This is a genomic window from Variovorax davisae (genome assembly GCF_030316845.1).
Lineage (GTDB): Bacteria > Pseudomonadota > Gammaproteobacteria > Burkholderiales > Burkholderiaceae_C > Variovorax > Variovorax davisae.
The window spans coordinates 15,820-41,045 of record NZ_JASZYS010000017.1 but is presented as its reverse complement, the minus strand read 5'-3'; the positions used below and the strand labels follow the sequence as shown (position 1 = coordinate 41,045).

At 69.9% G+C, this 25,226-nt stretch carries 25 protein-coding genes; 11 read left to right on the top strand and 14 right to left on the bottom strand.

The features are described 5' to 3' along the window. Nucleotides 1–23 precede the first annotated feature (23 nt). The 5 genes from acnA to QTI33_RS29645 all read left to right on the top strand — a co-directional run bounded on the left by acnA (nt 24) and on the right by QTI33_RS29645 (nt 6,537). Complete coding sequence (acnA, locus tag QTI33_RS29665) at nt 24–2,765, top strand: aconitate hydratase AcnA (RefSeq protein WP_286510097.1); 2,742 nt, start codon at nt 24–26, stop codon at nt 2,763–2,765. Nucleotides 2,766–2,893: 128 nt separating this feature from the next. Beyond that, complete coding sequence (locus tag QTI33_RS29660) at nt 2,894–3,184, top strand: FeoA family protein (RefSeq protein ID WP_286510095.1); 291 nt, start codon at nt 2,894–2,896, stop codon at nt 3,182–3,184. After that, nucleotides 3,177–5,075, top strand: a complete 1,899-nt coding sequence (feoB, locus tag QTI33_RS29655) for a ferrous iron transporter B (protein WP_286510093.1) — start codon at nt 3,177–3,179, stop codon at nt 5,073–5,075. Before QTI33_RS29660 ends, feoB begins: the two co-directional genes overlap by 8 nt. Before the next feature lies 1 nt (nt 5,076). Next, nucleotides 5,077–5,352: a DUF6587 family protein gene (locus QTI33_RS29650; RefSeq protein ID WP_286510091.1), complete on the top strand. Its 276-nt coding sequence runs from the start codon at nt 5,077–5,079 to the stop codon at nt 5,350–5,352. A 9-nt stretch (nt 5,353–5,361) separates the two neighbouring features. Then, nucleotides 5,362–6,537, top strand: coding sequence for an FAD-dependent monooxygenase (locus QTI33_RS29645; RefSeq protein ID WP_286510090.1), 1,176 nt, complete (start codon nt 5,362–5,364; stop codon nt 6,535–6,537). Here QTI33_RS29645 and QTI33_RS29640 read toward each other — a convergent pair whose 3' ends face one another. The 6 genes from QTI33_RS29640 to QTI33_RS29615 all read right to left on the bottom strand — a co-directional run bounded on the left by QTI33_RS29640 (nt 6,538) and on the right by QTI33_RS29615 (nt 12,843). Next, nucleotides 6,538–7,788 (bottom strand): SMI1/KNR4 family protein, encoded by a 1,251-nt coding sequence (locus tag QTI33_RS29640; RefSeq protein ID WP_286510088.1) that lies wholly within the window; start codon nt 7,786–7,788, stop codon nt 6,538–6,540. It abuts the gene before it with no gap. A gap of 57 nt (nt 7,789–7,845) precedes the next feature. Next, nucleotides 7,846–8,682, bottom strand: coding sequence for a tryptophan 2,3-dioxygenase (gene kynA / locus QTI33_RS29635; RefSeq protein WP_286510086.1), 837 nt, complete (start codon nt 8,680–8,682; stop codon nt 7,846–7,848). Nucleotides 8,683–8,696: 14 nt separating this feature from the next. Continuing rightward, nucleotides 8,697–9,995, bottom strand: coding sequence for a kynureninase (gene kynU, locus QTI33_RS29630; RefSeq protein ID WP_286510084.1), 1,299 nt, complete (start codon nt 9,993–9,995; stop codon nt 8,697–8,699). After that, a complete protein-coding gene (gene kynB / locus QTI33_RS29625; protein WP_286510082.1) occupies nt 9,992–10,636 on the bottom strand; it encodes an arylformamidase in 645 nt (214 codons plus the stop codon). The genes kynU and kynB overlap by 4 nt, the downstream gene beginning before the upstream one ends. A 106-nt stretch (nt 10,637–10,742) precedes the next feature. Beyond that, nucleotides 10,743–11,855, bottom strand: a complete 1,113-nt coding sequence (locus QTI33_RS29620; RefSeq protein ID WP_286510080.1) for a M14 family metallopeptidase — start codon at nt 11,853–11,855, stop codon at nt 10,743–10,745. Nucleotides 11,856–11,862: 7 nt separating this feature from the next. Beyond that, nucleotides 11,863–12,843 carry a Bug family tripartite tricarboxylate transporter substrate binding protein gene (locus QTI33_RS29615; protein ID WP_286510078.1) on the bottom strand — a complete coding sequence of 327 codons (981 nt, stop codon included), beginning with the start codon at nt 12,841–12,843 and terminating at the stop codon, nt 11,863–11,865. A gap of 86 nt (nt 12,844–12,929) precedes the next feature. Here QTI33_RS29615 and QTI33_RS29610 point away from each other — a divergent pair, with 86 nt between their 5' ends. Continuing rightward, entirely contained in the window at nt 12,930–13,877 is a 948-nt protein-coding gene (locus QTI33_RS29610; RefSeq protein WP_286510076.1) for a LysR family transcriptional regulator, read from the top strand. Between the two features lie 4 nt (nt 13,878–13,881). Here QTI33_RS29610 and argF read toward each other — a convergent pair whose 3' ends face one another. Then, nucleotides 13,882–14,808 carry an ornithine carbamoyltransferase gene (gene argF, locus QTI33_RS29605; protein ID WP_286510075.1) on the bottom strand — a complete coding sequence of 309 codons (927 nt, stop codon included), beginning with the start codon at nt 14,806–14,808 and terminating at the stop codon, nt 13,882–13,884. Next, the gene (locus QTI33_RS29600; protein ID WP_286510074.1) at nt 14,805–16,010 is read right to left on the bottom strand and encodes an aspartate aminotransferase family protein; all 1,206 of its coding nucleotides are present in this window, start codon (nt 16,008–16,010) and stop codon (nt 14,805–14,807) included. The genes argF and QTI33_RS29600 overlap by 4 nt, the downstream gene beginning before the upstream one ends. A 160-nt stretch (nt 16,011–16,170) precedes the next feature. On the opposite strand from QTI33_RS29600, the gene QTI33_RS29595 reads away from it, so the two are divergent. Beyond that, nucleotides 16,171–16,503 (top strand): DUF3579 domain-containing protein, encoded by a 333-nt coding sequence (locus QTI33_RS29595; RefSeq protein WP_286510073.1) that lies wholly within the window; start codon nt 16,171–16,173, stop codon nt 16,501–16,503. 109 nt (nt 16,504–16,612) lie between these two features. On the opposite strand, the gene rpsT is transcribed toward QTI33_RS29595, so the two are convergent. After that, nucleotides 16,613–16,930 (bottom strand): 30S ribosomal protein S20, encoded by a 318-nt coding sequence (gene rpsT / locus QTI33_RS29590; protein ID WP_286510071.1) that lies wholly within the window; start codon nt 16,928–16,930, stop codon nt 16,613–16,615. Nucleotides 16,931–17,048: 118 nt separating this feature from the next. Between rpsT and murJ the strand changes: the two genes are divergently transcribed. From murJ to QTI33_RS29575, 3 genes are read left to right on the top strand one after another with little or no spacing between them, the layout of a single operon-like run. After that, nucleotides 17,049–18,614, top strand: coding sequence for a murein biosynthesis integral membrane protein MurJ (murJ, locus tag QTI33_RS29585; RefSeq protein ID WP_286510070.1), 1,566 nt, complete (start codon nt 17,049–17,051; stop codon nt 18,612–18,614). 47 nt (nt 18,615–18,661) lie between these two features. Beyond that, on the top strand, nt 18,662–19,513 hold the full coding sequence (locus QTI33_RS29580; protein WP_286510069.1) for a SirB1 family protein: 852 nt from the start codon (nt 18,662–18,664) through the stop codon (nt 19,511–19,513). Further along, entirely contained in the window at nt 19,513–19,932 is a 420-nt protein-coding gene (locus QTI33_RS29575) for a bleomycin resistance protein (RefSeq protein WP_286510068.1), read from the top strand. Before QTI33_RS29580 ends, QTI33_RS29575 begins: the two co-directional genes overlap by 1 nt. A 14-nt stretch (nt 19,933–19,946) precedes the next feature. On the opposite strand, the gene QTI33_RS29570 is transcribed toward QTI33_RS29575, so the two are convergent. From QTI33_RS29570 to purM, 5 genes are all read right to left on the bottom strand, one after another. After that, nucleotides 19,947–20,942: a GlxA family transcriptional regulator gene (locus QTI33_RS29570; protein ID WP_286510067.1), complete on the bottom strand. Its 996-nt coding sequence runs from the start codon at nt 20,940–20,942 to the stop codon at nt 19,947–19,949. After that, nucleotides 20,927–21,547: a DJ-1/PfpI family protein gene (locus QTI33_RS29565; RefSeq protein WP_286510066.1), complete on the bottom strand. Its 621-nt coding sequence runs from the start codon at nt 21,545–21,547 to the stop codon at nt 20,927–20,929. The genes QTI33_RS29570 and QTI33_RS29565 overlap by 16 nt, the downstream gene beginning before the upstream one ends. After that, the gene (locus QTI33_RS29560) at nt 21,544–22,113 is read right to left on the bottom strand and encodes an isochorismatase family protein (RefSeq protein ID WP_286510064.1); all 570 of its coding nucleotides are present in this window, start codon (nt 22,111–22,113) and stop codon (nt 21,544–21,546) included. The genes QTI33_RS29565 and QTI33_RS29560 overlap by 4 nt, the downstream gene beginning before the upstream one ends. Nucleotides 22,114–22,215: 102 nt before the next feature. Continuing rightward, on the bottom strand, nt 22,216–23,217 hold the full coding sequence (locus tag QTI33_RS29555; RefSeq protein ID WP_286510250.1) for an AI-2E family transporter: 1,002 nt from the start codon (nt 23,215–23,217) through the stop codon (nt 22,216–22,218). A gap of 71 nt (nt 23,218–23,288) precedes the next feature. Beyond that, entirely contained in the window at nt 23,289–24,329 is a 1,041-nt protein-coding gene (gene purM, locus QTI33_RS29550; RefSeq protein WP_286510062.1) for a phosphoribosylformylglycinamidine cyclo-ligase, read from the bottom strand. 207 nt (nt 24,330–24,536) lie between these two features. On the opposite strand from purM, the gene hda reads away from it, so the two are divergent. After that, on the top strand, nt 24,537–25,223 hold the full coding sequence (hda, locus tag QTI33_RS29545) for a DnaA regulatory inactivator Hda (RefSeq protein WP_286510061.1): 687 nt from the start codon (nt 24,537–24,539) through the stop codon (nt 25,221–25,223). Nucleotides 25,224–25,226: the final 3 nt, after the last annotated feature.

The following is a 25,226-nucleotide window of genomic DNA, read 5'->3' as shown; positions in this document are numbered from 1 at the left end:
TCCACGAACACAGGAGTTTCTTCATGGCCAAAGCCCCGGCGCACGCCTTCGCCCCCACGCTCAAGACCTTCAAGACCGCATCGGGCAAGGCCGGCAAGTACTGGTCGTTGAAGGAACTCGCGAAGCACTATCCCAACGTCGCCAAGCTGCCGGTTTCGATCCGCATCGTGCTCGAGTCGGTGCTGCGCAACTGCGACGGCCAGAAGGTCACGGCCGAGCATGTCGAGCAGCTGGCCAACTGGGCGCCCAATGCCGAGCGCACCGACGAGGTGCCCTTCGTCGTCACCCGCGTGGTGCTGCAGGACTTCACGGGCGTGCCGCTGCTGGCCGACCTGGCCGCGATGCGCAGCGTCGCGCAGTCGCTCGGCAAGTCGCCCAAGACCATCGAGCCGCTGGTGCCGGTCGACCTGGTGGTCGACCACTCGGTGATGGTGGACTACTACGGCACGCCGAAGGCGCTCGACCTCAACATGAAGCTCGAGTTCCAGCGCAACAACGAGCGCTACCAGTTCATGAAGTGGGGCATGCAGGCCTTCGACACCTTCGGCGTCGTGCCGCCGGGCTTCGGCATCGTGCACCAGGTCAACCTCGAATATTTCGCCCGCGGGGTCTACAAGAGCCCCAACGACAAGGGCGAGCCCCCGGTCTACTACCCCGACTCGCTGGTCGGCACCGACAGCCACACGACCATGATCAACGGCATCGGCGTGGTCGGCTGGGGCGTGGGCGGCATCGAGGCCGAGGCCGCGATGCTCGGCCAGCCGGTCTACATGCTGACGCCCGACGTGGTCGGCTTCGAGCTCACCGGCAAGCTGCGCGAAGGCGTGACCGCCACCGACCTGGTGCTTTATGTCACGGCGATCCTGCGCGGCGAGAAGGTGGTCGGCAAGTTCGTCGAGTTCTTCGGCCCGGGTGCCGCCTCGATCGCGGTGCCCGACCGGGCCACCATCGGCAACATGGCACCCGAATACGGCGCCACCATGGGCTTCTTCCCGGTCGACGAGATGACCGTGGCGTACTTCAAGGGCACCGGCCGAACCGACGCCGAGGTCGAGCGCTTCGAGGCCTACTACAAGGCCCAGGGGCTGTTCGGCATGCCGGCGCCGGGCGAGCTGGAATACACCAAGGTGGTCAAGCTCGACCTGGGCACCGTGTCGCCGAGCCTCGCGGGCCCGAAGCGGCCGCAGGACCGGATCGACCTGGGCCACCTGGCGACCAAGTTCTCCGAGCTCTACAGCAAGCCGAACGAGGCCAACGGCTTCAACCAGCCGGCCGACACGCTGAAGCTGCGCCACCCGCTGCCCGCCGCCAAGGGCGAGCTCACGATCGGCAACGGCGACGTGCTGATCGCCGCCATCACCTCCTGCACCAACACCTCGAACCCGAGCGTGATGCTGGCCGCCGGCCTGCTGGCTAAGAAGGCGGTGGAGGCGGGCCTCACGGTCAAGCCGCACGTCAAGACCTCGCTGGCGCCCGGCTCGCGCATCGTCACCGAGTACCTCGAGAAGGCGGGCCTGCTGCCGTATCTCGAGAAGCTGGGCTTCTACCTGGCCGGCTACGGCTGCACCACCTGCATCGGCAATGCCGGCGACCTGACGCCCGAGATCAACGAGGCGATCACCAAGAACAACCTGATCGGCGCCGCGGTGCTGTCGGGCAACCGCAATTTCGAAGCCCGCATCCATCCGAACCTGAAGGCCAACTTCCTGGCCTCGCCGCCGCTGGTGGTGGCCTTCGCGATCGCCGGCAACGTGATGGTCGACCTCATGACCCAGCCGGTGGGCAAGGGCAAGAAGGGGCAGGACGTCTACCTCGGCGACATCTGGCCCACGCCGAAGGAGATCGACGACAACCTGCGCTTCGCGATGAACGCCAAGGCCTTCCGCCAGAACTACGAGCAGATCAAGGCCAACCCGGGCAAGCTCTGGAGCAGCATCAAGGGCACCCAGGGCCAGGTCTACGACTGGCCCAAGTCGACCTACATCGCCGAGCCGCCGTTCTTCGAGGGCTTCAAGATGAAGCCGCACGCGACCGATGCCGGCTTCACGGGCGCCCGCATCATGGCGCTGTTCGGCGACTCGATCACCACCGACCACATCTCGCCGGCCGGCTCGATCAAGGAAAGCTCGCCCGCGGGCATCTGGCTCAAGGCGCACGGCGTGTCGAAGGCCGACTTCAACAGCTACGGCTCGCGCCGCGGCAACCACGACGTGATGATGCGCGGCACCTTCGCCAACGTGCGCATCAAGAACCTCATGATCCCGGCCGATGCCGACGGCTCGCGCGAGGAAGGCGGCCTGACGCTGTTCCAGCCCGGCAACGAGAAGATGTTCATCTACGACGCCGCGATGAAGTACATCGCGCAGGGCGTGCCGACCGTGATCTTCGGCGGCGAGGAATACGGCACCGGCTCCTCGCGCGACTGGGCCGCCAAGGGCACCCAGCTGCTGGGCATCAAGGCCGTGGTGGCGCGCAGCTTCGAGCGCATCCACCGCGCCAACCTGGTCGGCATGGGCGTGCTGCCGCTTCAATTCCGAGGCGCCGACTCCTGGGAAAGCCTGGGCCTGACCGGCGACGAGAAGGTCGACGTCGTGATCGGCGGCGAGCTCAAGCCGCAGATGGACGTCAAGATCGTGGTCCACCGCCCGGACGGGACCCATCAGGAAGTCACGGTGCGGCTGCGCATCGACACGCCGATCGAGGTCGACTACTACCAGCACGGCGGCATCCTGCCGTTCGTGCTGCGGCAGCTGCTGGCCGCCTGACCGACGGCTGACTTCCTGGGCGGTCCTGCGCAAGGACCGCCCCTTCTTGAGGGGATTCTTGTGCCAGATCGCCCCCAAGCCGGAGTTTTCGAGAATAATTCTCATTTTGTATTCTCTGGATTCCGCGGGTGACAACAACGAATGGCGCGGCCTCGGCCGCCATCAGCCTCGATCAGCTTCCCAACCACCAATGGGCCACGGTGCTCGATGTGCTCCGGCCCGAAGAGGGCGAGGGCAGGGAACTGGTGCTGCGCCTGACCGAGATCGGTTTCGTCCCGGGCGAAGCGGTGCGCATCGTCGCCACCGGCGTGCCCGGCCGGGAGCCGCTGGCCGTTCGGCTGGGCCACACCACCTTCGCGCTGCGCCGCCACGAGGCGTCGCTGATCCGCGTGACCCCGGGGGCGGTCGGCCGTGGTTGAGGCGACCCTGAACTTCCAGCCCGGCGCCGCGGTGTCGTCGAGCCCGCCGCAGCGCGTCGCGCTGCTCGGCAATCCCAATTGCGGCAAGACCGCGCTGTTCAACCTGCTCACCGGCAGCCGCCAGAAGGTCGCCAACTACGCCGGCGTGACGGTCGAGCGCAAGGAAGGCATCTTGCGCACGGCGGGCGGGCGGCGCGTCTTCTTGCTCGACCTGCCGGGGGCCTACAGCCTCAATGCGCTGTCGGCCGACGAAGCCGTGACGCGCGACGTCGTCACCGGCAAGAGCAGCGAGGCGCTGCCCGACCTGCTGGTCTGCGTGACCGATGCCACCAACCTGCGGCTCAACCTGCGGCTGGTGCTCGAGGCCAAGCGGCTGGGTCTGCCGATGGTGGTGGCGCTCAACATGACCGACATGGCGAAGAAGCAGGGCATCGCGGTCGATGCGGCCGTGCTGTCGCGCGAACTCGGCGTGCCGGTGATCGAGACCGTCGGCGTCCACAGCGGCGGTGCCCAGGGCCTGCTCGAAGTCCTCGACGCCCCGGTGGCCGCCGCCCTGCCGCAGCCATGGCATGCGCCCGGCCTCGACGAGGTGCTCGACACCCAGCGCGAGGTGCGCCGCATCCTGGGCCTGGCGGTGCGCGAGCCGATGGGCAGCCTGGCCACCAGCGACCGCATCGACCGCGTCGTGATGCATCCGGTGTGGGGCATGGTGGTGCTGGCGGTCACGATGTTCCTGATGTTCCAGGCCGTGTTCAGCTGGGCCGAGGTGCCGATGGACGCGATCAAGGACGGCACCGCCGCCTTCGGCGAACTGATCAAGCGCATCGTGCCCGAAGGCATGCTCCAGAGCCTGCTGGTCGACGGCATCATCGCCGGCGTCGGCGGAGTGATCGTGTTCCTGCCGCAGATCCTGATCCTGTTCCTGTTCATCCTGGCGCTGGAAGATTCCGGCTACCTGCCGCGGGCCGCCTTCCTGCTCGACCGCGTGATGGGCACCGTCGGGCTCTCGGGCCGCTCGTTCATCCCGCTGCTGTCGAGCTTCGCCTGCGCCATCCCCGGCGTGATGGCGACCCGTACCATCAGCAACTGGCGCGACCGCATCACGACCATCATGATCGCGCCGCTGATGACCTGCTCGGCCCGGCTGCCGGTCTATGCGCTGCTGATCGCCGCCTTCATTCCGGCGCGCACCGTCGGTGGCGTCTTCAACCTGCAGGGCGTGGTGCTGTTCGCCCTCTATGTCTTCGGCGTCGTCTCGGCGATGGCGGTGGCCTGGGTCATGAAGCGCTTCCGCGACAGCCAGCAGCGCTCGCCGCTGATGATGGAGCTGCCGGCCTACCGCTGGCCCAACCTGCGCAACCTGGCGCTGGGCCTCTACGAACGGGCCTGGATCTTCATCCAGCGCGTCGGCACGATCATCCTCACGCTGACCATCCTGCTGTGGTTCCTGTCGACCTTCCCGTCGCCGCCCGAAGGCGCCGCCGGGCCGGCGATCCAGTACAGCCTGGCCGGCATGATCGGCCGCGGGCTGGAGCACATCTTTGCGCCGATCGGCTTCAACTGGCAGATCTCGATCGCGCTGGTGCCCGGCATGGCGGCGCGCGAGGTGGCGGTGGGGGCGCTCGGCACGGTGTATGCGCTGTCGGCCACCGGCGACGACGTCGCCGGCCAGCTGGAGCCCCTGATCGCCGGCAGCTGGTCGCTGGCGACCGCGCTGTCGCTGCTGGTCTGGTATGTTTTTGCGCCCCAATGCATCTCGACCTTGGCCGCCGTCAAGCGCGAGACCGGCTCCTGGCGTTATGTTTGGATCATGGCTGGCTATTTGTTCGCGCTCGCCTACATTGCGTGCTGGATCACCTACCGGGTGGCACTGGCACTCACAGGAGGATGAGATGACGCAGGAAATCATTGTCGGATTGATCGTCGCGCTGGCCGCGTTCTATGCGCTGTGGCGCTGGATGCCGGCGAACTGGCGCCGCTCGGCGGCCGGCAAGCTGGCCGCGGGAACGCAGCGCGCGGGCCTGGTCGATGCCGAACGGGCGCGGCAGCTGGCGGCTTCCCTCGCCAAGGGTTCGGGCTGCGGCGCCTGCGACAGCTGCGGCAGTTGCGGCAGCGCCGGCCGGAAGGCCGAAGCCGAGGGCCAGACCGCTGCCACGCACTCCCGCTGAGTGCGTTCCATGCCAGCCCATGTCCTGATTGCGGGCGGTGGCATCGCGGGCCTCGCCAGCGCGCTGGCGCTGGCCCGGCGCCGCCATCGGGTCGACCTGCTCGAGCAGGCGGTGGCCTTCGGCGAGGTCGGCGCCGGCATCCAGCTCGGTCCCAACGTGACGCGCCGGCTCCAGCAGCTGGAGGTCTGGGAGCCGCTGGTGCGGATCGCGGCGCGGCCCGATGCGCTGGTGGTTCGCAGCGCCACCGACGGCCGCGAGATCGCCCGCCTGCCGCTGGGCAATGCGATGCTGCACAGCTATGCGGCCCCCTATTTCTGCGTCCATCGCGCCGACCTGCACGCGCTGCTGCTGGCGGCGGCGCGCGGCACCGGGGCCGTCACGCTGACCACCGCAGCGCGGGTCACCGGCGTGGTCGCGCGCGACCATGCGGTCTGCGTGTCCAGCACCGAGCGCCGGGCCTGGGAGGGCGATGCGCTGATCGGCGCCGACGGCCTCTGGAGCACGGTGCGTCGGTTCGTGCTGGAGGATTCGCCGCCGCGGGCCACCGGCCACACGGCGTGGCGCGCGCTGGTGGAGCAGTCGGCGCTGCCGGCGGCGCTGCGCAGCACGCAGGTCACGGTCTGGCTCGGGCCCCGGCTGCACGCGGTGGCCTACCCGGTGCGCCGCGGCGACGCGCTCAACGTGGTGGTGCTGGCCGAATCGGCGCCCGCCGGCGATGCGCGCGACTGGGACCAGTCGTCCAGCCTGGCGGCGCTGCAGGCCGCGACCGGGCGCACCAGCGCCGCGCTCCAGGCCCTGCTGGAGGCGGTGCCCGATTGGCGCGCCTGGACCCTCAACGACCGGCCGCCCCTCGGCGGTCCGGCGCAGATGGCCGGCGAGCGCATCGCCCTGGTCGGCGATGCGGCGCATCCGATGCTGCCCTACCTGGCCCAGGGGGCGGGCATGGCGATCGAGGATGCGGTGGCGCTGGCCGAGGCCCTGGACGGCGGCGACGCGGCGGCGGTGCCGGCGGCGTTGATGCGCTTCGCCGAGGCGCGCTGGCAGCGCAATGCCCAGGTGCAGGCCCGGGCCCGGCGCAATGGCGCGATCTTCCATGCCACCGGCCTGGGGCGCTTCGGGCGCGACGCGGCCCTGCGCCTGCTGGGCGCGCGCCTGCTCGACGTGCCTTGGCTCTACGAGGGCTGATCAGAGGCTGAAGCTCTGCAGGTGGTCGACCCGCTTGGCCAGGCCCGCCGGGCCCAGGTAGTGGGTGAGGCGACCCGCATGCACTTCGACCAGGGCGGTCTCGAGTTCGGCCAGCATGCCGTCCCGGGCGGCGGCGTAGGTGCCCGCCAGGTCGGTGTGCGACCGCCCGTAGGCTTCGGCGATCAAGCGTGCGGCCGCGGGCGCGCCGCAGGCCACGCATTCGGCGATCGCGGTGGCGCTGGGCTCGGCCCCGCGCTGCAGCAGCAGGCCGACCAGTTCCGGCGAGACCGCGCTGTCGATGTAGTCGAGCGCATCGTGCGCCACCGGCGCCCCGGCCTGGACCAGCGCCTGGGCGGCCTGGTGGGCGCCGTGGCTCAGGGCCAGGTCGGTGGCGATCGCGCTGCCCAGCAGCGGCCCGTGGAGCGTCACGTCGGCGGTCGCCAGGCGGGCGACCAGTTCGGCGTCGTCGGTGGCGATCGCATGCCGCAGCGCGACGCGCGCCAGCGGCGCGTCCTGTGCCAGCGTGCCGGCCGCCAGCGGCGTGCGCCAGTCGACCATGGCGCGCCGGTAGAAGGCGATCAGCCGGTCCATCAGCTCGAGCGACAGGCCGTGTTCCTGGTGGCGCTGGTCGAGGTATTCGAGCAGCGCCTGGCCGGTGAAGTAGTCGCCCGCCGGCGCCAGCGGGTCCTCGTCGAGCTGCAGCGCCTCGAAGGCGGCGCACAGGTCGTGGGCGACGGTGGTCATGCCGTCCTCGTGCAGCTCGTGCGCCCAGGGCGCCGGCAGCCCCTGCTTCCAGGCCAGCACGTGGCCGTAGTCGGGGCCGGGCTCGACCACGGCGTAGACCCGGTCGCAGTCCTCGAAGCCGCCGAAGGGCAGCAGCGTCAGCTTGCCGTCCCAGGCCTCGCCGCTGTCGGCGGCCGCTTCCTGCGCGCCCTGGCGCTCGTGGTCGATCCAGCCCTGCAGGTCGCGCGGGCCGTCGCCGCCGTCGTGGAAGAGTTCGCTCCAGACCACCGACTCCTCGTTGCCGTTCATGTGCAGGTGCAGGTCGTAGTCGATGCGCCCGCCCGCCGTCAGGCGCCAGAGCGACAGCAGCTCCGGCGGCAGCGGCCCGGCGCACTGGGCCTGCAGCGCCGCGACCCGGGCCTCGTCCAGCGGCGGCCGGGCGTCGAAGATCACGCGGCGCGCGAACAGCGCGATGCCATGCGCGCGCAGCAGCGCCAGTTCCTCGTCCCCGAAGAAATCGTTGTCCATCTTCGTCTCCTCTCTTGTTGTCGATGCGAAGCTGCGAAGGACGTCGATGCGGGCTGGCTAGAGATCGGTCCGCAGCTTCCAGATCTCAGGAAACAGCACCACGTCGAGCATCTTGCGCAGATAGCTTACGCCGCCGGTGCCGCCCGTGCCACGCTTGAAGCCGATCACGCGCTCGACCGTGGTCACGTGGCGGAAGCGCCAGAGGCGGAAGGCATCCTCCAGGTCGGTGAGTTCTTCGCCCAGCTGGTAGAGCTCCCAGTGCTTCTTGGGCTCGCGGTAGGCGACCAGCCAGGCCTGCTCGACGCCGTCGCTGGCCTCGTAGGGCTTGGACCAGTCGCGCTCCAGGTGGTCGGCCGGCACGGCGAGGCCGCGCCGCGCCAGCAGCCGCAGCGCCTCGTCGTACAGCGACGGTGCGCGCCAGGCGGCCTCGACCTCGGCCAGCAGCTCGGGCCGGTGTGCGTGCGGCTTGAGCATGGCGGCGTTCTTGTTGCCGAGCGCGAATTCGATGCAGCGGTACTGCCAGCTCTGGAAGCCGCTGGAGGCGCCGAGGTAGGGCCGCATGGCGCTGTATTCGGGCGGCGTCATGGTCGCCAGCACGTCCCAGGCATGCACCAGCTGCTCCATGATCCGCGACACGCGCGCCAGCATCTTGAAGGCGATGGAGAGGTCGTCTTCGGCGATGGCGCGGATCGCGGCGCGCAATTCGTGCAGCATGAGCTTCATCCAGAGTTCGCTGGTCTGGTGCTGCACGATGAACAGCAGCTCGTCGTGCGCCGGCGAGCGCGGATGCTGCGCGGTCAGGATCTGGTCGAGGCTCAGGTAGTCGCTGTAGCTCATCGAGGCGCTGAAGTCGAGCTGCGCCTTTTCGTCGTGGACGATTTGTTCGGTGCTCATGAAAGTCTTTCTCCTCAGGTCACCGCGAGCTTCTGGTTGAACTCGGGCCGTTGCCATTCTTCGCCGTCGAGCACCTGCACCAGGTGCTCGACCGCGTTCCATACGTCTTCGAAGCCGAGGTAGAGCGGCGTGAAGCCGAAGCGCAGGATGTCGGGCATCTGGGCGTCGCCGGCCCTGAAGTCGCCGATCACGCCGCGGGCGATCAGCGCCTGCACCATCGCATAGGCGCCCGGGCCGCCGTCGCGCAGGGCCAGGCAGACCTGCGAGCCGCGCCGCCCATGCTCGCGCGGCGTCACCAGCGTGAAGCGCCCGGCGCAGCGCTGCTCGACCAGCGTGATGAAGGCGTCGGTCAGCGCCAGCGACTTGGCGCGCAGCGCTGCCATCGGGCCGCGGCCGGCGTCGAAGGGCTCGGCGGCCAGCACGCTGTCGATCCCGCATTCGAGGCCGGCCAGCGCGATGATCGGCTGGGTGCCGCACAGGTAGCGGGCGACGCCCGGCGCCGGCCGGTAGTGCGGCGTGAATTCGAATGGCGCCGCATGCCCCCACCAGCCCGACAGCGGCTGCGCGAACTGGCCCGCATGGCGTGCGTGCACCCAGACGAAGGCCGGCGCGCCGGGGCCGCCGTTGAGGTACTTGTAGCCGCAGCCGATCGCGAAGTCGGCCTCGCTGTCGTTGAGCGCCACCGGCACCGCGCCAGCGCTGTGGGCCAGGTCCCAGACCGTCAGCGCGCCCACCGCGTGGGCGGCGGCGCTGAGGGCCTTCATGTCGTGCATGGCACCGGTGCGGTAGTTGACGTGGGTCAGCATCAGCACCGCGACTTCCTGGTCGAGCGCCGCGGGCAGCTCGTCGGCCTCGATCAGCCGCAGCGTGAAGCCGCGCTCGCGGCAGATCGACTCGGCGATGTAGAGGTCGGTCGGGAAGTTGCTGCGCTCGCTCAGCACGACGCGGCGCTGCGGGCTGGCGTCGGGCGTGGCCAGCAGCACCTGGCTCAGGGCCGCGAACAGCACCTTGTAGAGATTGATCGAGGTGCTGTCGGTGCAGACCACTTCGCCCGGCGCGGCGCCGACCAGCCGCGCGACCTTGTCGCCCAGCCGCTGCGGCAGGTCGAACCAGCCGGCGCTGTTCCAGGAGCGGATCAGGCCCTCGCCCCATTCCTTGGCGACCACCTCGGCGATGCGGCCCGGCGCGGTCTTCGGCAGCACGCCGAGCGAGTTGCCGTCGAGGTAGATCACGCCCTCGGGCAGCAGGAAGCGGTCGCGCAGCGCGGCCAGCGGGTCTTCGGCGTCGAGGCGCCGGCAGTCGTCGAGTGTCATGGGGATTCCGGGTTGAGTTGGCGCAGGACTGCGCGCACCGGCGAGGCATCGGCGCTCACCAGTTTGAGGGGCAGGGCGATCAGTTCGTAGTCGCCCTCGGGCACTTCGTCGAGCACCAGGTTCTCGAGCACGCGCAGGCCGAGCCGGCGGATCACCTGGTGGCTGTCGAGGGTCTTGCTGTCGGCCGGGTCGATGCTGGCGGTGTCGATGCCGACCAGCGTCACGCCGAGGGCGGCGAGCCGCTCGATGGTGGCCGGCGCGTAGGCGGCGAGGGCGCCGTCCCAGCGTTCGACCGGCGCGCGCCGGTAGGTGCGCACGAGCACGCGCGGCGGCAGCGCGTCGACCGCGTGGGCGATGTGCGCCCATTCGATCAGCGGGCCGCGCTCGATCGCGTGGATCACGCGGCAGGGACCGAGGAAGGGCGCGAGATCGAGCTCGCCGATGGGCGCGCCGGCGGGGTCGTAGTGCAGCGGTGCGTCGGCATGGGCGCCGACATGCGGCGACAGGCTGATCTCGCTGACGTTGACCGGACAGCCCGGCGATATCGTCGCGGCCCAGCGCTGCCGGTAGGGCGTGTCGCCGGGGAACACCGGCGCGCCCTCATGCACGGGAGGGGAGATATCCCAGAGGCGTTGTGTCATGGCGCAAAGGTAGCGCCGGGCGCGGGTTCGTGGTGTCGGTTATTTCCAACATCGGACACGCCACAGGTGTCATCGAACGCCGAGCCCGCCGCCAGGCGCAGGCGCTTCAGCGCCCGAGCGCCAGCACGCCCTGCAGCAGCGCCGTGCGGCACTGGCCCGCGATCATGCCGCGCCATTCGTCGTCGTCCACGTAGAAGGCGTCGCGCAGGTCCTGCTTGATGCCTGCGCGCTGCTCGGCGCTCGCCGCGCCTGGGTGGCGGTGCAGCCAGTGTTCGGCGCGCAGGGCCTCCATGGCCGTGGCCTTGCGGGTGCCGTATTCGAGCGCGATGCCGACGCTCTCGGCCCGCGGGCATTCGGCGAAGACCGCGCTCACCGCATGGCCCACCACCTGGCGGGAGGCCGAATCGCCCTCCCAGGCGGCGACGACGTCGGCGCCCCAGATGGCGCGCGTGGCGCGCAGGTTGTCGGGCGTGCCCGGCAGCCCGGCATGGATCTTTTCGCCATGGCCGCAGCGGCCGAGGCCGGTATGGACGTCGATCCAGGCGATGCGCCGGCGCTGGGCGGCATGCGCCCGCAGGATGGCGCGCAGCGTGCGGTTGCTCCAACTCGGCGCGATGCCCGAATAGAACAGCCCGTCGGGGAATTCGGATTGGCCGGTGGTCACGGCCTCGCGGAAGGCCGTCTCGCCGTGGCGGGCGACATAGCCGGCGATGCTGCGCGCGTTGTCTTCCGTCGGCGGCCATTGCGCCGGCAGCATGAGCTCGTGCAGCTCGGCATAGGCGGGGTTGCGCGTGGGCTGAGCGAAGTCGATGAAGTTGCGGTTCAGGTCGATGTTGTCTTCGTTGGTGCGGCGCAGGTGCGAGAAGCCGTAGGGGTTGACTGCGTGGATCAGCAGCAGGGCCACGCCGCGCTCGCGCGCCAGCCCCAGCAGGGCCGGGTCGCGCAGCAGCGCCACCTGGCAGCCCGAGCCGCAGAAGCCCTCGGCGCCATGGACGCCGGAACTGAGGACCACCAGCGATTCGGCGTCGGCCGTGCCGAGCAGCGCCACGTCGGTCGCGAGGGTTTCGCCCAGCGCACCGGCGATGCCTTCGAGCACCCGGTGTTCGAGATGGGCGCCGGCACCCTGGGCGGCGGCGATGAACTTGGCGCGGGCTTCGGCGTAGTCGGCCGAAAAGCAGGTTCGAACGGCGCTGTCGTTCAAGAGGAGGTCGTCTTGCATGGCTTTCTCACTGCGGTTGGTAGCCGGACTGGCGGATCACGGGGCCCCAGGCGTCGGAGATGCGCTGCATGCGCTGGGCCAGCGCGTCGGGACCGCCGTAGTTCGGTGTCGCGCCCAGGGCCTGGAGGCGTTCCCTGGTCTTGGCAGAAGACAACGTGGCGCGCACCGCCTCGCTGTAGCGTGCGATCACGGCGGGCGGCGTGCCGGCCGGCGCATAGAGACCGGCCACGTTGGCCAGCTCGAGCCCCTGGATGCCGAGTTCGGCGAAGGTCGGCACGTCGGGCAGGTCCGCCTGCCGTGCGCTGCCCGAGACCGCCAGCAAACGGACCTTCCCGGTCTTGGCGAACGGCATCAGTTCGAAGGTCGAGGTGACGCCGAAGGGGATCTGGCCTGCCGACAGGTCCATCACCAGCGGCGAGCCGCCCCGGTAGGCGGCCGGCGTCGCGTCGACCTGCAGGCCCTTGGCCAGCAGGCCCACCGCGAACTCGGGCATGCTGCCCGGCGCCGGCACGCCGAAGTTGGCCTGGCCCGGATTCTGGCGGGCCCATGCGCCGATGTCCTTGAGCTGCGTGATGCCCGTGCCGGGGTGCGTGGCCAGGGCGAACACGATCTGGTCGCTGACGACGGCGACCGGCGCGAAGTCCCGGGCGGTGTCGAAGCCCGGATTCTTCAGCGTGTGCGGCAGGATCGCGACGGTGTGGTCGTTGGTCAGCATCAGTGTGTTGCCGTCCGCCGGCGCGGCCTTCAGGACCTGCGCGGCGATCAGGCCGCCAGCGCCCGGCCGGTTCTCCACCACGAAGGTCTGGCCCAGCGCCTGGCCCATGCCTTCGGCCAGGATTCTCGCCATCGTGTCGACGCCGCCGCCGGCGGCGAAGCCGACCACGATGCGCACCGGCGGCTTGGTCTGGGCCTGGGCGGTGATGGCGGCCGCAAGGCCCAGGGTGAGCAGGGCCGCGCGGCGGGTCCAGCGGGGGAGAGGGGATGTCATCGGGGTTCCTCGTGAAGGGCTTGCGTGGGAAGGGGCTCCACTGTAGAAAAGCAACGGTATAAATAAAAGACAGAGTTGTTTTGTCGATGATCAATCCGATTGATAGCCTGGCGCCCTTTGCCTCGACGGCCGCCCCGTACCCGAGCCTTCGCCAGCTCGAGATCTTTCGTGCCGTCGCCGAGGCCGGCAGCATCCGTTCGGCGGCGCGCCGGCTGGCCCTCACGCAGCCGGCCGTGACCCATGCGGTGCGCGAACTCGAACGCGCGGTCGGCGCGAACCTGTTCGCGCGCAGCGTCAAGGGCGTGGCGCCGACCGAGATCGGCGCGGCCCTGCTGCGGCGCAGTCACCTGCTGTTCAATGAAGTGCGGCGCACGCAGGAAGAAATCGCCGAACTGCGCGATGGCACTGGCGGCCGCCTGTCGATCGCGTTCAGCTCGACGGCGGCCCAGCTGCTGCCGGCGGCGCTGGCCGACTTCCGGGGCCGGCGACCCGGCGTGGCGCTGGAGTTGCAGGAGCTGACCTGGCCCAGCTCCGACGAGCGCTGGCATGGCGGCGACTACGACTTCGCCGTGGTCAGCGAAGCGGGCGAGTCCGACCACGACGGCCTGGACCACGAGCTGCTGCTGGAGCGGCCGCTGGTGGTCGTCGCGCGGCAGGGCCATCCGCAGGCCAGTGCCCGCTCGCTGTCCAGCCTTCAGGGCTGCCTGTGGCTGGTGCCGGGCTATGGGCGGGCGCTGCTCCAGCGCCTCTTCGCGGCGCGCCGAAGCGCGGCACCGGCCGATGTCATTGCCTGCCAGTCGACCCACATGGCACTGATGCTGCTGTACCAGACCGACGCCTTGGCCCTGCTGTCGGGCAGCCTCGTCAGCGGGCAGCCCATGGCGAGCGGCCTCGTGCGGCTGCCTCTGGCCGGCCCGCCATTGGCGACCTTGCGGATTTCCCTGCTGGTGCGCGACAGCCAGGCGCTGACGCCGGCCGCGCGGGTGTTCATCGACTGCCTGCGGCGCGCCGCGAAGGAAGCGGCGCAGGCGTGAAGGGTCAGGCTACGCGGCCGAGCAGGAGGAACTCCATCAGCGCCTTCTGCACGTGCATCCTGTTCTCGGCCTCGTCCCAGACCACCGACTGCGGGCCGTCGATGACGTCGGCCTCGACTTCCTCGCCGCGGTGCGCCGGCAGGCAGTGCATGAAGAGCGCGTCGGGCTGGGCCACGCGCATCATCTCGGTGTCGACGCACCAGTCGGCGAAGGCGGCGCGGCGGGCCTCGTTCTCGGCCTCGTAGCCCATGCTGGTCCAGACGTCGGTGGTCACCAGGTCGGCGCCGCGGCAGGCTTCCATCGGGTCCTTGAAGACCTGGTAGCTGGCGTTCGAGCGCAGCCCCGCGATCGACTGGTCGACCTCGTAGCCGCTGGGCGTGCTGACGTGCACCTTGAAGCCCAGGATCTCGCTGGCCTGCAGCCAGGTGTTGGCCATGTTGTTGCCGTCGCCGACCCAGGCCACGGTCTTGCCCGCGATCGAGCCGCGGTGCTCGATGAAGGTGAAGATGTCGGCCAGGATCTGGCACGGGTGAAACTCGTTGGTCAGGCCATTGATGACCGGCACCCGCGAATGGGCCGCGAAGGCCTCGATCTTGGTCTGCTCGTAGGTGCGGATCATCACCAGGTCGACCATCCGGCTGATGACCTTGGCGCTGTCCTCGATCGGCTCGGCGCGGCCCAGCTGGCTGTCGCCGGTGGTGAGATGCACCACGCTGCCGCCGAGCTGGTACATGCCGGCCTCGAAGCTCACCCGGGTGCGGGTGGAGGCCTTCTCGAAGATCATCGCCAGCGTGCGGTCGACCAGCGGCTGGTGGCGCTCGTAGGCCTTGAACTTCTTCTTGATCAGCGCCGCGCGCGCGAACAGGTGGGCGTAGTCGTCGGCATCGAAATCCGAGAACTGCAGGTAGTGCCGTATCGCGCTCGTGTTCATGGCTGAGGCTCCGCCAGGAAGGCCTTCACCAGCGGCGCCAGGATCGCCACGATCTCGTCGGCTTCGGCGATGCTGAGGATCAGCGGCGGCACCAGGCGGATCACGCTGTCGGCCGTGACGCTCAGCAGCAGGCCGGCGTCGCAGGCGCGGTTCAGGATCACGCCGCAGGGACGGTCGAGCTCGATGCCCAGCATCAGGCCCTGGCCGCGGATTTCCTTCACGCCGGCCAAGCCCGCGAACTCGCGCTCCAGCGCCGCCTTCAGGTGGGCGCCGACGGTGGCCGCGTTGTCGAGCAGGTTGTGCTCTTCCATGATCCGGATGGTCTCGATGCCGGCGCGCATGGCCAGCGGATTGCCGCCGAAGGTGGTGCCGTGGTTGCCGGGGCCGAAGATGTGGGCGGCGCGCGGGCCGGCCACCACGGCGCCGATCGGCACGCCCGAGCCCAGGCCCTTGGCCAGCGGCATCACGTCCGGCAAGATGCCCGCCCACTGGTGGGCAAACCACTTGCCGGTGCGGCCCATGCCGCATTGCACCTCGTCGATCATCATGAGCCAGTCGCGCTGGTCGCAGAGCGCGCGCACCTGGCGCAGGTATTCCCAGCGCATCGGATGGATGCCGCCTTCGCCCTGGATGGTCTCGAAGAACACCGCGACCACGTTCGGATTGCCCTCGGTGGCCTTCTTGAGCGCCTCGATGTCGTTCAGCGGGACGCGGATGAAGCCCTCGACCAGCGGGCCGAAGCCCTTCTGCACCTTGGGGTTGCCGGTGGCCGACAGGGTGGCGATGCTGCGGCCATGGAAGGCGGCCTCGTAGACCACGATCTCGGGCCGCTCGATGCCTTTGTCGTGGCCGAACTTGCGCGCCAGCTTGAGCGCGGCCTCGTTGGCCTCCAACCCGGTGCAGCAGAAGAAGGCGTTGGTCAGGCCCGAGAGCTCGGTCAGCTTGGCGGCCAGCTGTTCCTGGCCCGGCACGTAGTAGTAGTTGGAGCTGTGGATCAGCTTGGCGATCTGGTCCTGCAGCGCCGGCACCAGCTCGGGATGGTTGTGGCCCAGCGTGTTGACCGCGATGCCGCCCAGGCCGTCGAGATAGGCGCGGCCCTCGGTGTCCCAGACTCGGCAGCCCTGGCCGTGCGACAGCGCGATCGGCAGGCGACCGTAGGTGTTCATGACGTGGGGCGACGAGGGGGCGGCAGTGGCGCTCATGCGGATCTCCGGAAAAGGGAACGCGGATTCTAGGCGGCCGGTCGCGACAGTTCAGTGAGGATTGCGCATCACAGCAATGCCCCCAGGCGTGTCGCCCGAGGGACCCCCGGATAGAATCTTGTGCGGCGCAGCAACTGCTCGCGCTTTTCTCTCACCACCGATGGTCTCTCCAAACGCCAAAGAAATCTTCATTCAGGGAATCACCCAGGATGGCCGCACTTTTCGTCCCAGCGACTGGGCCGAGCGACTGGCGGGCGTGATGTGCTCGTTCCGCCCCGGCGGTCCGCAGCCCGGCAGCCACCTGAACTATTCGCCCTGGTGCGTGCCGACCGTGATCAACGGCATCAAGTGCGTGGTGGTGAACCGCGAATTGCGCGATTTCGAGCCGATGGCCTGGGATTTCTGCGTCAACTTCGCCAAGGACAACGGCCTGCAGGTGGCCGAGGCCTGCCTGGTGCCGGACGCGCCGGCCCTGCCCAAGACCTCCACCTGAATCAAGTGCCCATGAAAAAACCGCCCGAAGGCGGTTTTTCACTTTGCTGCAGCGCACCCCGATCAAACGGCGGATCGGCGAACCGATCCGGGCTGTTTGCCTGATAGCGTCAGGCGGCGACGGCCTTTTCAGGGGCGAGGGCCAGGGCCTTGACCTTGGCCGACAGGCGGCTCTTGTCGCGAGCGGCCTTGTTCTTGTGGAAGATGCCCTTGTCGGCGACCGTGTCGACGACGCTCTGGGCCTTCGCGAAGGCTTCTGCCGCCTTGGTCTTGTCGCCGGCCAGCACGGCCTTCTCGACATTCTTCACGGCGGTGCGGTATTTCGAGCGCAGCGAGGTGTTCGCGGCGTTGAGCTTGACGTCCTGGCGGACGCGTTTACGGCCCGACGCGAGGCGCGGGTTCTTCTTCTTGGGCTTGGCGGATGCCATATTCAGTGTTCCTTGAGGGTCTGGGGATGATGCAGCAAAGCCCTCCATTATAGGCGAGTTGCGCCAAACCGCCGCCAGGCTCCGGAAGAGCACGCGCGGGCGCCTACACTTCTGCCCCGTGTCCCTGTTCAAATCCGCCTCCACCGTCTCGCTCCTGACGCTCGCTTCCCGGGTGACCGGCCTGATCCGCGACGTCCTCATGACCTCGGTGTTCGGCGTCAGCGCGATGACCGACGCCTTCTACGTCGCCTTCCGCATCCCGAACCTGTTCCGGCGGGTGTTCGGCGAGGGCGCCTTCAGCCAGGCCTTCGTGCCGGTGCTGGCCGCCACCCGGACCGAGGGCGGCGACCCCGGCGCCAAGGCGCTGGTCGACCACGTGGCGACCCTGCTGACCTGGACCCTGGTGGTGGTCTGCGCGCTGGGCGTCGCCGGCGCCCCCCTGATGGTCTGGGCCATGGCCAGCGGCCTGCAGCGCAACCCGCAGGGTTTCGACGCCGCGGTGGTCATGACGCGCTGGATGTTCCCCTACATCGGCTTCATGTCGCTGGTGGCGCTGGCCGGCGGCGTGCTCAACACCTGGCGCAAGTTTGCGGTGCCGGCGGCCTCGCCGGTGCTGCTGAACCTGGCGCTGATCGCGGCGATCGTGGGGGGGGCGCCGCTGTTCAGGCGCTTCGGCATCGAGCCGATCTATGCCCAGTGCGTCGGCGTGATGGTGGGCGGCCTGCTGCAACTCGCGATCCAGATCCCGGCCCTGCGCGGCCTGGGCATGATGCCGCGCATCGGCGCCAGCTTCGGCGCCCTGCGCGACGCCTGGCGCGATGCGACCACCCGCCGCGTGATGCGGCTCATGCTGCCGGCGCTGATCGGCGTCAGCGTGGCCCAGATCTCGCTGCTGATCAACACCCAGATCGCCTCCCACCTGGCAACCGGCAGCGTCAGCTGGATCACCAACGCCGACCGCCTGATGGAGTTCCCGACCGCGATGCTGGGCGTGGCGCTCGGCGTGGTGTTGATGCCGCAACTGGCCAGCGCCCGCGCCGCCAAGGACGACGCGCGCTACTCGGCGATGCTGGACTGGGGCCTGCGCCTGGTGGTGCTGCTCGCGGTGCCCTGCGCGCTGGCGCTGCTGGTGTTCGCGCGCCCGCTGGTGGCGGTGCTGTTCCACAACGGCGAGTTCAGCGCGCTGCACGTGCAGCGCACCAGCGTGGCGCTGATGGGCTACGGCGTCGGCCTGGTCGGCCTGGTGGCGATCAAGGTGCTGGCGCCCGGCTACTACGCGAAACAGGACACCCGCACGCCGATGTTGATCGCGGTCGGCGTCCTGGTGCTGACCCAGATCCTCAACGTCTTCCTGGTGCCGCTGCTGCAGCATGCGGCGCTGACGCTGACGATCAGCATCGGGGCGCTGGTCAACGCGCTGTGGCTGCTGGTCGGGCTGATCCGGCGCGGCAGCTACCGGCCGCTGGCGGGCTGGGGCAGGTTCCTGCTCCAGGTGCTGTTCGCCTCCGCCGTGCTCGGCGTGCTGCTGTTCTGGGGCGACCGCCATTTCGACTGGATCGGCCTGCAGGCCCATCGGCTGCAGCGGATCGGCCTGCTGGCCGCGCTGGTCGCGGGCGGGGCGCTGCTCTATTTCGCGCTGCTCGCGCTGACCGGCCTGAAGCTTCGCAGCTTCGTGCGCCGCTGATCGCCGTGGCGCCTTGACGGTCCCCGTCCGCTCCTCTACAAAGACACATGACGTTCCGCTTCTCGACGCCCACCGCTCTCGAATACTTCGAATCGCTCGTGAAGAGCGACGAGCAGTTCCCGTTGCTGGAGGCGGCCGCGAGCCTGGCCCAGGACGAATACCCCGAACTCGACGTCCAGCAGGTGCTGGGCGATGTCGACCAGCTGCTCGCCCGCCTCAAGCGGCGCCTGCCGGCCGACGCGGCGCCGCTGCATCGGCTGCGCTCGCTGAACCAGTTCTTCTTCCATGACCTGAGCTTCGGCGGCAACGTCAACGACTACTACGACCCCGACAACAGCTACCTCAACGCGGTGCTGCGCACCCGGCGCGGCATCCCGATCTCGCTCGCGGTGCTCTGGATGGAGCTGGCCCAGGGGCTGGGCCTGCAGGCGCGCGGCGTCGGCTTTCCGGGCCATTTCATGCTCAAGGTCACGCTGCCGAAGGGGCAGGTGGTGATCGATCCCTTCACCGGCAAGTCGCTCTCGCGCGAAGAGCTGAGCGAGCGGCTCGAGCCCTACAAGCGCAGCAACGGCCTGGTCGGCGACTTCGACGTCCCGCTGGGCCTGTACCTGCAGCCGGCGACGCCGCGCGAGATCATCGGCCGGATGCTGCGCAACCTGAAGGAGATCCACCAGGCCCAGGAAGACTGGCAGCGCGCCATCGCGGTCCAGGACCGGCTGGTGGCGCTGCTGCCCGAGGCTTGGGGCGAGCACCGCGACCGGGGCCTGGCCCACGCCGAACAGGGCAATGCCGCGTTCGCGGTGCGCGACCTCGAGACCTACCTCGCGCATGCCGAGGACGCGCTCGACCTCGACGCGATCGCCGAGCGGGTGGCCGCGCTGCGCCGGGCGGAGTTCTGATGGAATCCGCCCAGGCGCCGCTGGCCGACCTTGGCACCCGGCACCAGTTCCATGGCGTCCAGCCGGTGCTGCCGGTGGCCGATGCGGCGCGCGCGGCGCGCTATTTCTGCGACGTGCTGGGCTTCGACCTCGACTTCATCGCGGGCGAGCCGCCGAGTTATGCGCGGGTCAAGAAGGGCGACCGCAGCTATGGCGACCCGGTCTATCTGCGCCTCTGGCAGTGCGGGCGGCGCGAGGCCAGCCCGTGGCGCGGCGAGATCGTGATCCACGTCGGGCAGGACATCGATGGCCTGCATGCGGCCTACGTGAAGCGCGGGGTCCAGGTGGTCGAGGCGCCGACCTCCCAGCCCTGGGGCCTGCGCGAATTCGCCATCCGAGAGCCGGACGGCCACATTCTTCGCTTCTGCGGATATCTTTAGCGCGCCGGCCGGATTCAGGTTGGCGTCGAGGGCGAGCCAGGCAGCCCGAACTGGCGCCAGGCGCGGCGCAGCTGGGTGTCGGAGCCGAAGCCCGACAGTTCCGCCGCCCGCGTCACGTTGGCGCCCGAGCGCAGCGCCAGCTGCGCCGTGGCCAGCCGCAGCCGGCGCAGGTAGGCCAGCGGCGCGACGCCGGCATGCTCCACGAACAGCCGCGTCAGGTGGCGCGGCGAGGTGTGGGCGACGTCGGCCATGCGCGGCACCGTCCAGTCGGCCTGGGGCGCCTCGCTGACCGCGTCCTGGACCCGGTGCAGCGCCGCATGCAGGTGGTTGCGATAGGCCAGGAAGGGCGACAACTCGGGGTCCTGCGGGCCGCGCCGCATCGCCACCACCATGGTCTGGGCCACGCGGGCGGCCAGGGTCTCGCCGCAGGCCTGGCCGATGCGGTGCAGCATCAGGTCGATGCCGGTGGTGACGCCGGCGCTGCTGTAGAGCGGCGCATCGAGCACGAAGACGCGGTTGGCGACCACCTCGCAGCGCGGCTCGACCTGCTTCAGTTCCTCCAAGTGGTGGTGGTGGGTGGTCGCGCGCCGGCCCGCGAGCAGGCCGGCATGGGCCGCGAGCAGGGTACCGGCGCAGACCGTGACCAGTTCGAGCCGGCCGGTTTCGAGCCGCAGGCCGCGCAGCCAGTGCAGCAGGGCCCGCGCCGGCGGGTTGTCGACCGCGATGGCCTCGCCCGGCAGTCCGACCAGCACCACCCAGGTCGGCGCGCTCCAGTCCGCCGGCAGCGGCTGCAGGCCGGCCAGCCGGACGCCGACCGAACTGGCCGATTCGGGCTCGGGGCTCGCGAACACCAGTTCGAAACGGGGCGGCAGGCCGGCCGCCACCCGAAGCTGGTTGGCGATGCGCAGCGCTTCCGCCGGGCCGGCCCAGTCGAGCACCAGGCTGTGCGGCAGCAGCGCGAAGACGACCCGGACGGGATCTGCGGCGCCGGCCGCTAGGCCTTCGTCCATGCGAAGTCCATCTGCCGGGCGGTGCGCAGCGCCAGCGGCTCGCCGGCCAGGCGGGCCACCAGGTGCAGGCTCATGTCGATGCCGGCCGTGATGCCGGCCGAGCTGACGATGCGGCCCTGGTCGACCCAGCGCACGCCTTCGCGGACGTCGAGCGCCGGGAAGCGGGCGCGCAGGTCCGCGACGTCTTCCCAATGGGTGGTGACGATCGTTTCGCCGTGCAGCGCGCCGCTGGCGGCCAGCAGGAAGGCGCCGGTGCAGACCGAGGCGGTGATGCGGGCCTCGCGGCTGGCACGGGCGATCCATTCGCGCGTCGCTGCGCAGGCCATCGCCGCATCGACCACGCCGCCAGGGACGATCAGCAAGTCGACCGCTGGCGGGTCTTCGAAGCTGCGGTCCGGCAGCACCTGGAGGCCGGCGCGCATGCGCACCGGCGCCCTGGAACGGGCGACGCACTGCACCTCGAACGGCGGCGCCATGCCGGCCGCGTCGCGCTGGTGCATGCGGGAGGCGGTCGTGAAGACCTCGTAGGGGCCCGCAAGGTCCAGGGCCTCGACGTCGTCGAAGGCCAGGATCGCGACCCGCAGCGTCTCGCCGCCTGGGCTCATGATGTCGATTCGGCGAGCCGGGCCAGCGCTTCCTCGGCGCTGCACACCTTGGCGAACCGGCCGTCGAGCACCGTGGCGGTGCGGGCCTGGATGTCCGCTGCCGGCAGCGGCCGGCCGTCGGGCTGCACCATGTCGAAGGTCAGCGTCGCCTCGGTCACGTAGTCGACCTGCCAGCCCAGGTCGGAGGCATGGCGCGTGGTGGTCTCGCAGCATTGCTCGGTGCGGATGCCGCTGACCACCAGGCGCTCGATGCGGTTCTGGGTCAGCCAGACGTCGAGGCCGGTGCCGACCAGCGCGCTGTGGCGGCGCTTGGTGAAGGTGGCGGCGGCCTCGAAGGGCGCCAGGCCCTCGAGCGGGCGCACATGGCCCGATTCGAGCGCGAAGGCGTTGCTGGCGAGCGCCGGCCCGTCGCTGTGGAAGACCCGCACGATCGGCGCGCCGGCGGCGGCAAAGCCATGGATCAGTGCGTTCTGCGCCGCCAGGTAGGGCGGCAGGGCGTGCGCGTCGAAATACGGGCGGTGGCGGAACGACTCCTGTGCGTCGATCACTATCAGACAGCTGGTCATGGGGGGCATCTCCGGAGCGAAAGTGGATGATGCGCCAGATTTTTCAGGAGCGGCGGCTTTCCGTCCCGGCCTCGGCGGACCGGATTCGATCATTTTCGGACATCAGACGAGGCCCGCCGTCTTCAGTTCCTTCTTGAGGTAGGCATAGAACAGCGGCGCCGCCACCAGCCCGGCCGGCCCGAACACCGCTTCGGCGACGAACATCACGGCCAGCAGTTCCCACACCGACATCTGGGTGCGGCTGCCCACCACCTTGGCGTTGATCAGGTATTCGGCCTTGTGGATCAGGATCAGGAAGCCCAGGCAGACCAGCGCGGTGAGCGGCGACACCGACAGCCCGACCAGCGTGATGACCGTGTTGCAGATCAGGTTGCCCACGATCGGCACCAGGCCGGCCACGAAGGTGAGGGTGATGAGCGCCGGCGTGTAGGGCAGCTCCATGTGCCACAGCGGCAGCAGGAACAGCAGGAAGAGGGCGGTCAGGAAGGTGTTGAAGGCCGCGATCCAGAACTGCGCCGCGACGATCTGGCCGAAGGCCTCGCCGAACAGCACGATGCGCGCGCGCAGTTCGCGCGCCAGCGGCCGGCGCGAGGGCGGCTGGATGGCCACGGCGGCCAGCGAGCCGACGATCAGGCCGACATAGGCGAACAGCAGCCCGCCGAGCCAGGCGCGGCCGGTGAGCGCCAGCGAACCGGCCTGCCCGCGCAGGTAGTTGGCGATCATGCGCTGCACCTCGCCCGAACCTTCCGGCAGGTAGGCGCCGATGTCCGGTGGCAGCTTGAGCCGCAGTTCGAGCACCGTGCGGGCGATGTAGTCGAGCAGTTCCTTGTACTGCTCGGGCGCATTCAGCACGAACTCGCGGGCCTCGGAGAAGCCCAGGATCAGCAGGCCGATCGGCGCCAGCATCACCAGCGTCGCCGCCGTCACCCGCGGCAGCGCAGGTGCCGCGCTCCAGGCCGGGTCGTTGGCGCTGATCTTGCGGCGCCGGCGCAGCGCCAGATCGAAGGCGCGCGCCAGCCAGCGCGTGCCGAGGAAGCCGATGCACGCGGACAGCAGGCCCGGCAGCAACCCCTGCCACATGATCAGCAGCAGCCCCGCCGCCATCAGCAGGTAGCTCGCCGTGACGACGGAGCGCGAAGGGGCAGCGTTGGGGTCGCTCACGCGGGCGGGGCGCTTCAGGCGACGACCACGGCCGCGCCGGTGCCGCGCTCGGCGATCACACCGATGGTGTGCACGGTCTCGCCGGCCGCCTGCAGCGTGGCGGCGCAGGCGGCGGCATGGGCGGCCTCGATCACCACCACCATGCCGATGCCGTTGTTGAAGGTCCGGTTCATCTCGATGTCGTCGATGCCGGCCACCTTCTGCAGCCAGGCGAAGAGCTCGGTCTGCGGCCAGCTGCCCTTCTTCAGGTGGGCGGCCGTGCCTTCGGGCAGCACGCGCGGGATGTTTTCGAGCAGGCCGCCGCCGGTGATGTGGGCCAGCGCCTTGATCGGGTGCTTGCCCAGCGCCTCGAGCACCGGCTTGACGTAGAGGTGGGTGGGCTCCATCACGGCCTCGCGGAAAGGCTTGCCGTCGAGCGTGGCGGGCAGGTCGGCGCCGGCGCGCTCGATCACCTTGCGCACCAGGCTGAAGCCGTTGGAATGGACGCCGGCCGATGCCAGGCCGAGCACGACGTCGCCGGGCCGGACGTCCTTGCCGGTCAGGATCAGCGACTTTTCGACCGCGCCGACCGCGAAGCCGGCCAGGTCGTACTCGCCGGCCGGGTACATGCCGGGCATTTCGGCGGTTTCGCCGCCGATCAGCGCGCAGCCGCTCAGTTCGCAGCCGCGGGCGATGCCGCCGACCACCGCCGCGGCGGTGTCGACGTCGAGCTTGCCGCAGGCGAAATAGTCGAGGAAGAACAGCGGCTCGGCGCCCTGCACCAGCACGTCGTTGACGCTCATGGCCACCAGGTCGATGCCGACGGTTTCGTGCATGTTCCATTCGAAAGCCAGCTTGAGCTTGGTACCGACGCCGTCGGTGCCGCTCACCAGCACCGGCTCCTTGTAGCGCTTGGGCACCTCGAACAGGGCCCCGAAGCCGCCGATGCCGGCCAGCACGCCCTCGCGCATCGTCTTTTTCGCCAGCGGCTTGATGCGGTCGACCAGCGCGTCGCCGGCATCGATGTCGACGCCGGCGTCCTTGTAGCTGAGCGGGGTGGTGGAGTTGGAGTTCATGGTCGGACCGGGCAGAAGAGGGGAGGGCGGAAGGAGGAGGACAATGAGGGCCGGCAACCGATCTGGGCGGGCCGATAGAATTCGCCACGATTTTAAGGGCGCTGGTCGACCCGGCCCCCGCTTGCCACTTCGTGTCCTGCGCCAATCCCTCATGAACCCTTTCTTCGCGTCGTCCGCGCCCTCCCAGCCGCCCCCGGCGGTCATGGCATGAAGCAGCTCGCGCTCGACATCGGCATCGCCAGCGGCCCGACCTTGGCGGGCTTCTTCGCCGGGCCGAACGAGCCGGCCCTGCGGCACCTGCAGCTGTGGGTCGGCGACGCGCGCGCGCCCACCCTCCATTCGCCGGTGCCGACCTACCTCTGGGGCGAAGGCGCCAGCGGCAAGACGCACCTGCTGGAGGCGGTCCGCGGCGCGCTGCGCGAGCAGGGCGCCAGCGTCGGCTGGCTCGACCCGGCGGCCGTCAACCCGCCCGAGTTCGACGAGCGCTGGGGCGCGGTGCTGCTGGACGACGTCCATCTCTACAACGCGGTGCAGCAGCACGCGGCCTTCAACTGGTTCGTCAACGCCCAGAGCCTGCAGCGCGGCGTGGTCGCCGCCGGCGCCCTGCCGCCGGCCGACCTGCCGCTGCGCGAGGACCTGCGCACCCGGCTGGGCTGGGGCCATGTGTTCCACTTGCAGGTGTTGAGCGAGGCCGAACGGCGCGCGGTGCTGCGCCAGGCGGCCGACGACCGCGGCGTGGTGCTGTCCGACGAGGTGCTCGACTACATGCTGCACCGCTTCAGCCGCGACCTCGGCAGCCTGATGGAGCTGCTCGCGCAGCTCGACGGCTATGCCTTGCAGACCCAGCGCGCGATCACCATCCCGCTGATCCGGTCGATGCTCGAAAACGAATAGGGC

Excerpts from the sequence above, each read along its gene's own strand:
- acnA (WP_286510097.1), top strand. The coding sequence starts at position 24 with ATGGCCAAAGCCCCGGCGCACGCCTTCGCCCCCACGCTCAAGACCTTC.
- QTI33_RS29575 (WP_286510068.1), top strand. The coding sequence starts at position 19,513 with ATGGAATCCGCCCAGGCGCCGCTGGCCGACCTTGGCACCCGGCACCAG.
- QTI33_RS29640 (WP_286510088.1), bottom strand. The coding sequence starts at position 7,788 with ATGGACAACGATTTCTTCGGGGACGAGGAACTGGCGCTGCTGCGCGCG.
- QTI33_RS29595 (WP_286510073.1), top strand. The coding sequence starts at position 16,171 with ATGGTCTCTCCAAACGCCAAAGAAATCTTCATTCAGGGAATCACCCAG.
- purM (WP_286510062.1), bottom strand. The coding sequence starts at position 24,329 with ATGAACTCCAACTCCACCACCCCGCTCAGCTACAAGGACGCCGGCGTC.
- QTI33_RS29565 (WP_286510066.1), bottom strand. The coding sequence starts at position 21,547 with ATGAGCCCAGGCGGCGAGACGCTGCGGGTCGCGATCCTGGCCTTCGAC.
- QTI33_RS29620 (WP_286510080.1), bottom strand. The coding sequence starts at position 11,855 with ATGCAAGACGACCTCCTCTTGAACGACAGCGCCGTTCGAACCTGCTTT.
- QTI33_RS29560 (WP_286510064.1), bottom strand. The coding sequence starts at position 22,113 with ATGACCAGCTGTCTGATAGTGATCGACGCACAGGAGTCGTTCCGCCAC.
- kynU (WP_286510084.1), bottom strand. The coding sequence starts at position 9,995 with ATGACACTCGACGACTGCCGGCGCCTCGACGCCGAAGACCCGCTGGCC.
- QTI33_RS29615 (WP_286510078.1), bottom strand. The coding sequence starts at position 12,843 with ATGACATCCCCTCTCCCCCGCTGGACCCGCCGCGCGGCCCTGCTCACC.
- kynA (WP_286510086.1), bottom strand. The coding sequence starts at position 8,682 with ATGAGCACCGAACAAATCGTCCACGACGAAAAGGCGCAGCTCGACTTC.
- QTI33_RS29645 (WP_286510090.1), top strand. The coding sequence starts at position 5,362 with ATGCCAGCCCATGTCCTGATTGCGGGCGGTGGCATCGCGGGCCTCGCC.
- QTI33_RS29555 (WP_286510250.1), bottom strand. The coding sequence starts at position 23,217 with ATGGCGGCGGGGCTGCTGCTGATCATGTGGCAGGGGTTGCTGCCGGGC.
- QTI33_RS29570 (WP_286510067.1), bottom strand. The coding sequence starts at position 20,942 with ATGGACGAAGGCCTAGCGGCCGGCGCCGCAGATCCCGTCCGGGTCGTC.
- QTI33_RS29580 (WP_286510069.1), top strand. The coding sequence starts at position 18,662 with ATGACGTTCCGCTTCTCGACGCCCACCGCTCTCGAATACTTCGAATCG.
- hda (WP_286510061.1), top strand. The coding sequence starts at position 24,537 with ATGAAGCAGCTCGCGCTCGACATCGGCATCGCCAGCGGCCCGACCTTG.
- QTI33_RS29600 (WP_286510074.1), bottom strand. The coding sequence starts at position 16,010 with ATGAGCGCCACTGCCGCCCCCTCGTCGCCCCACGTCATGAACACCTAC.
- argF (WP_286510075.1), bottom strand. The coding sequence starts at position 14,808 with ATGAACACGAGCGCGATACGGCACTACCTGCAGTTCTCGGATTTCGAT.
- QTI33_RS29650 (WP_286510091.1), top strand. The coding sequence starts at position 5,077 with ATGACGCAGGAAATCATTGTCGGATTGATCGTCGCGCTGGCCGCGTTC.
- kynB (WP_286510082.1), bottom strand. The coding sequence starts at position 10,636 with ATGACACAACGCCTCTGGGATATCTCCCCTCCCGTGCATGAGGGCGCG.
- QTI33_RS29610 (WP_286510076.1), top strand. The coding sequence starts at position 12,930 with ATGATCAATCCGATTGATAGCCTGGCGCCCTTTGCCTCGACGGCCGCC.
- rpsT (WP_286510071.1), bottom strand. The coding sequence starts at position 16,930 with ATGGCATCCGCCAAGCCCAAGAAGAAGAACCCGCGCCTCGCGTCGGGC.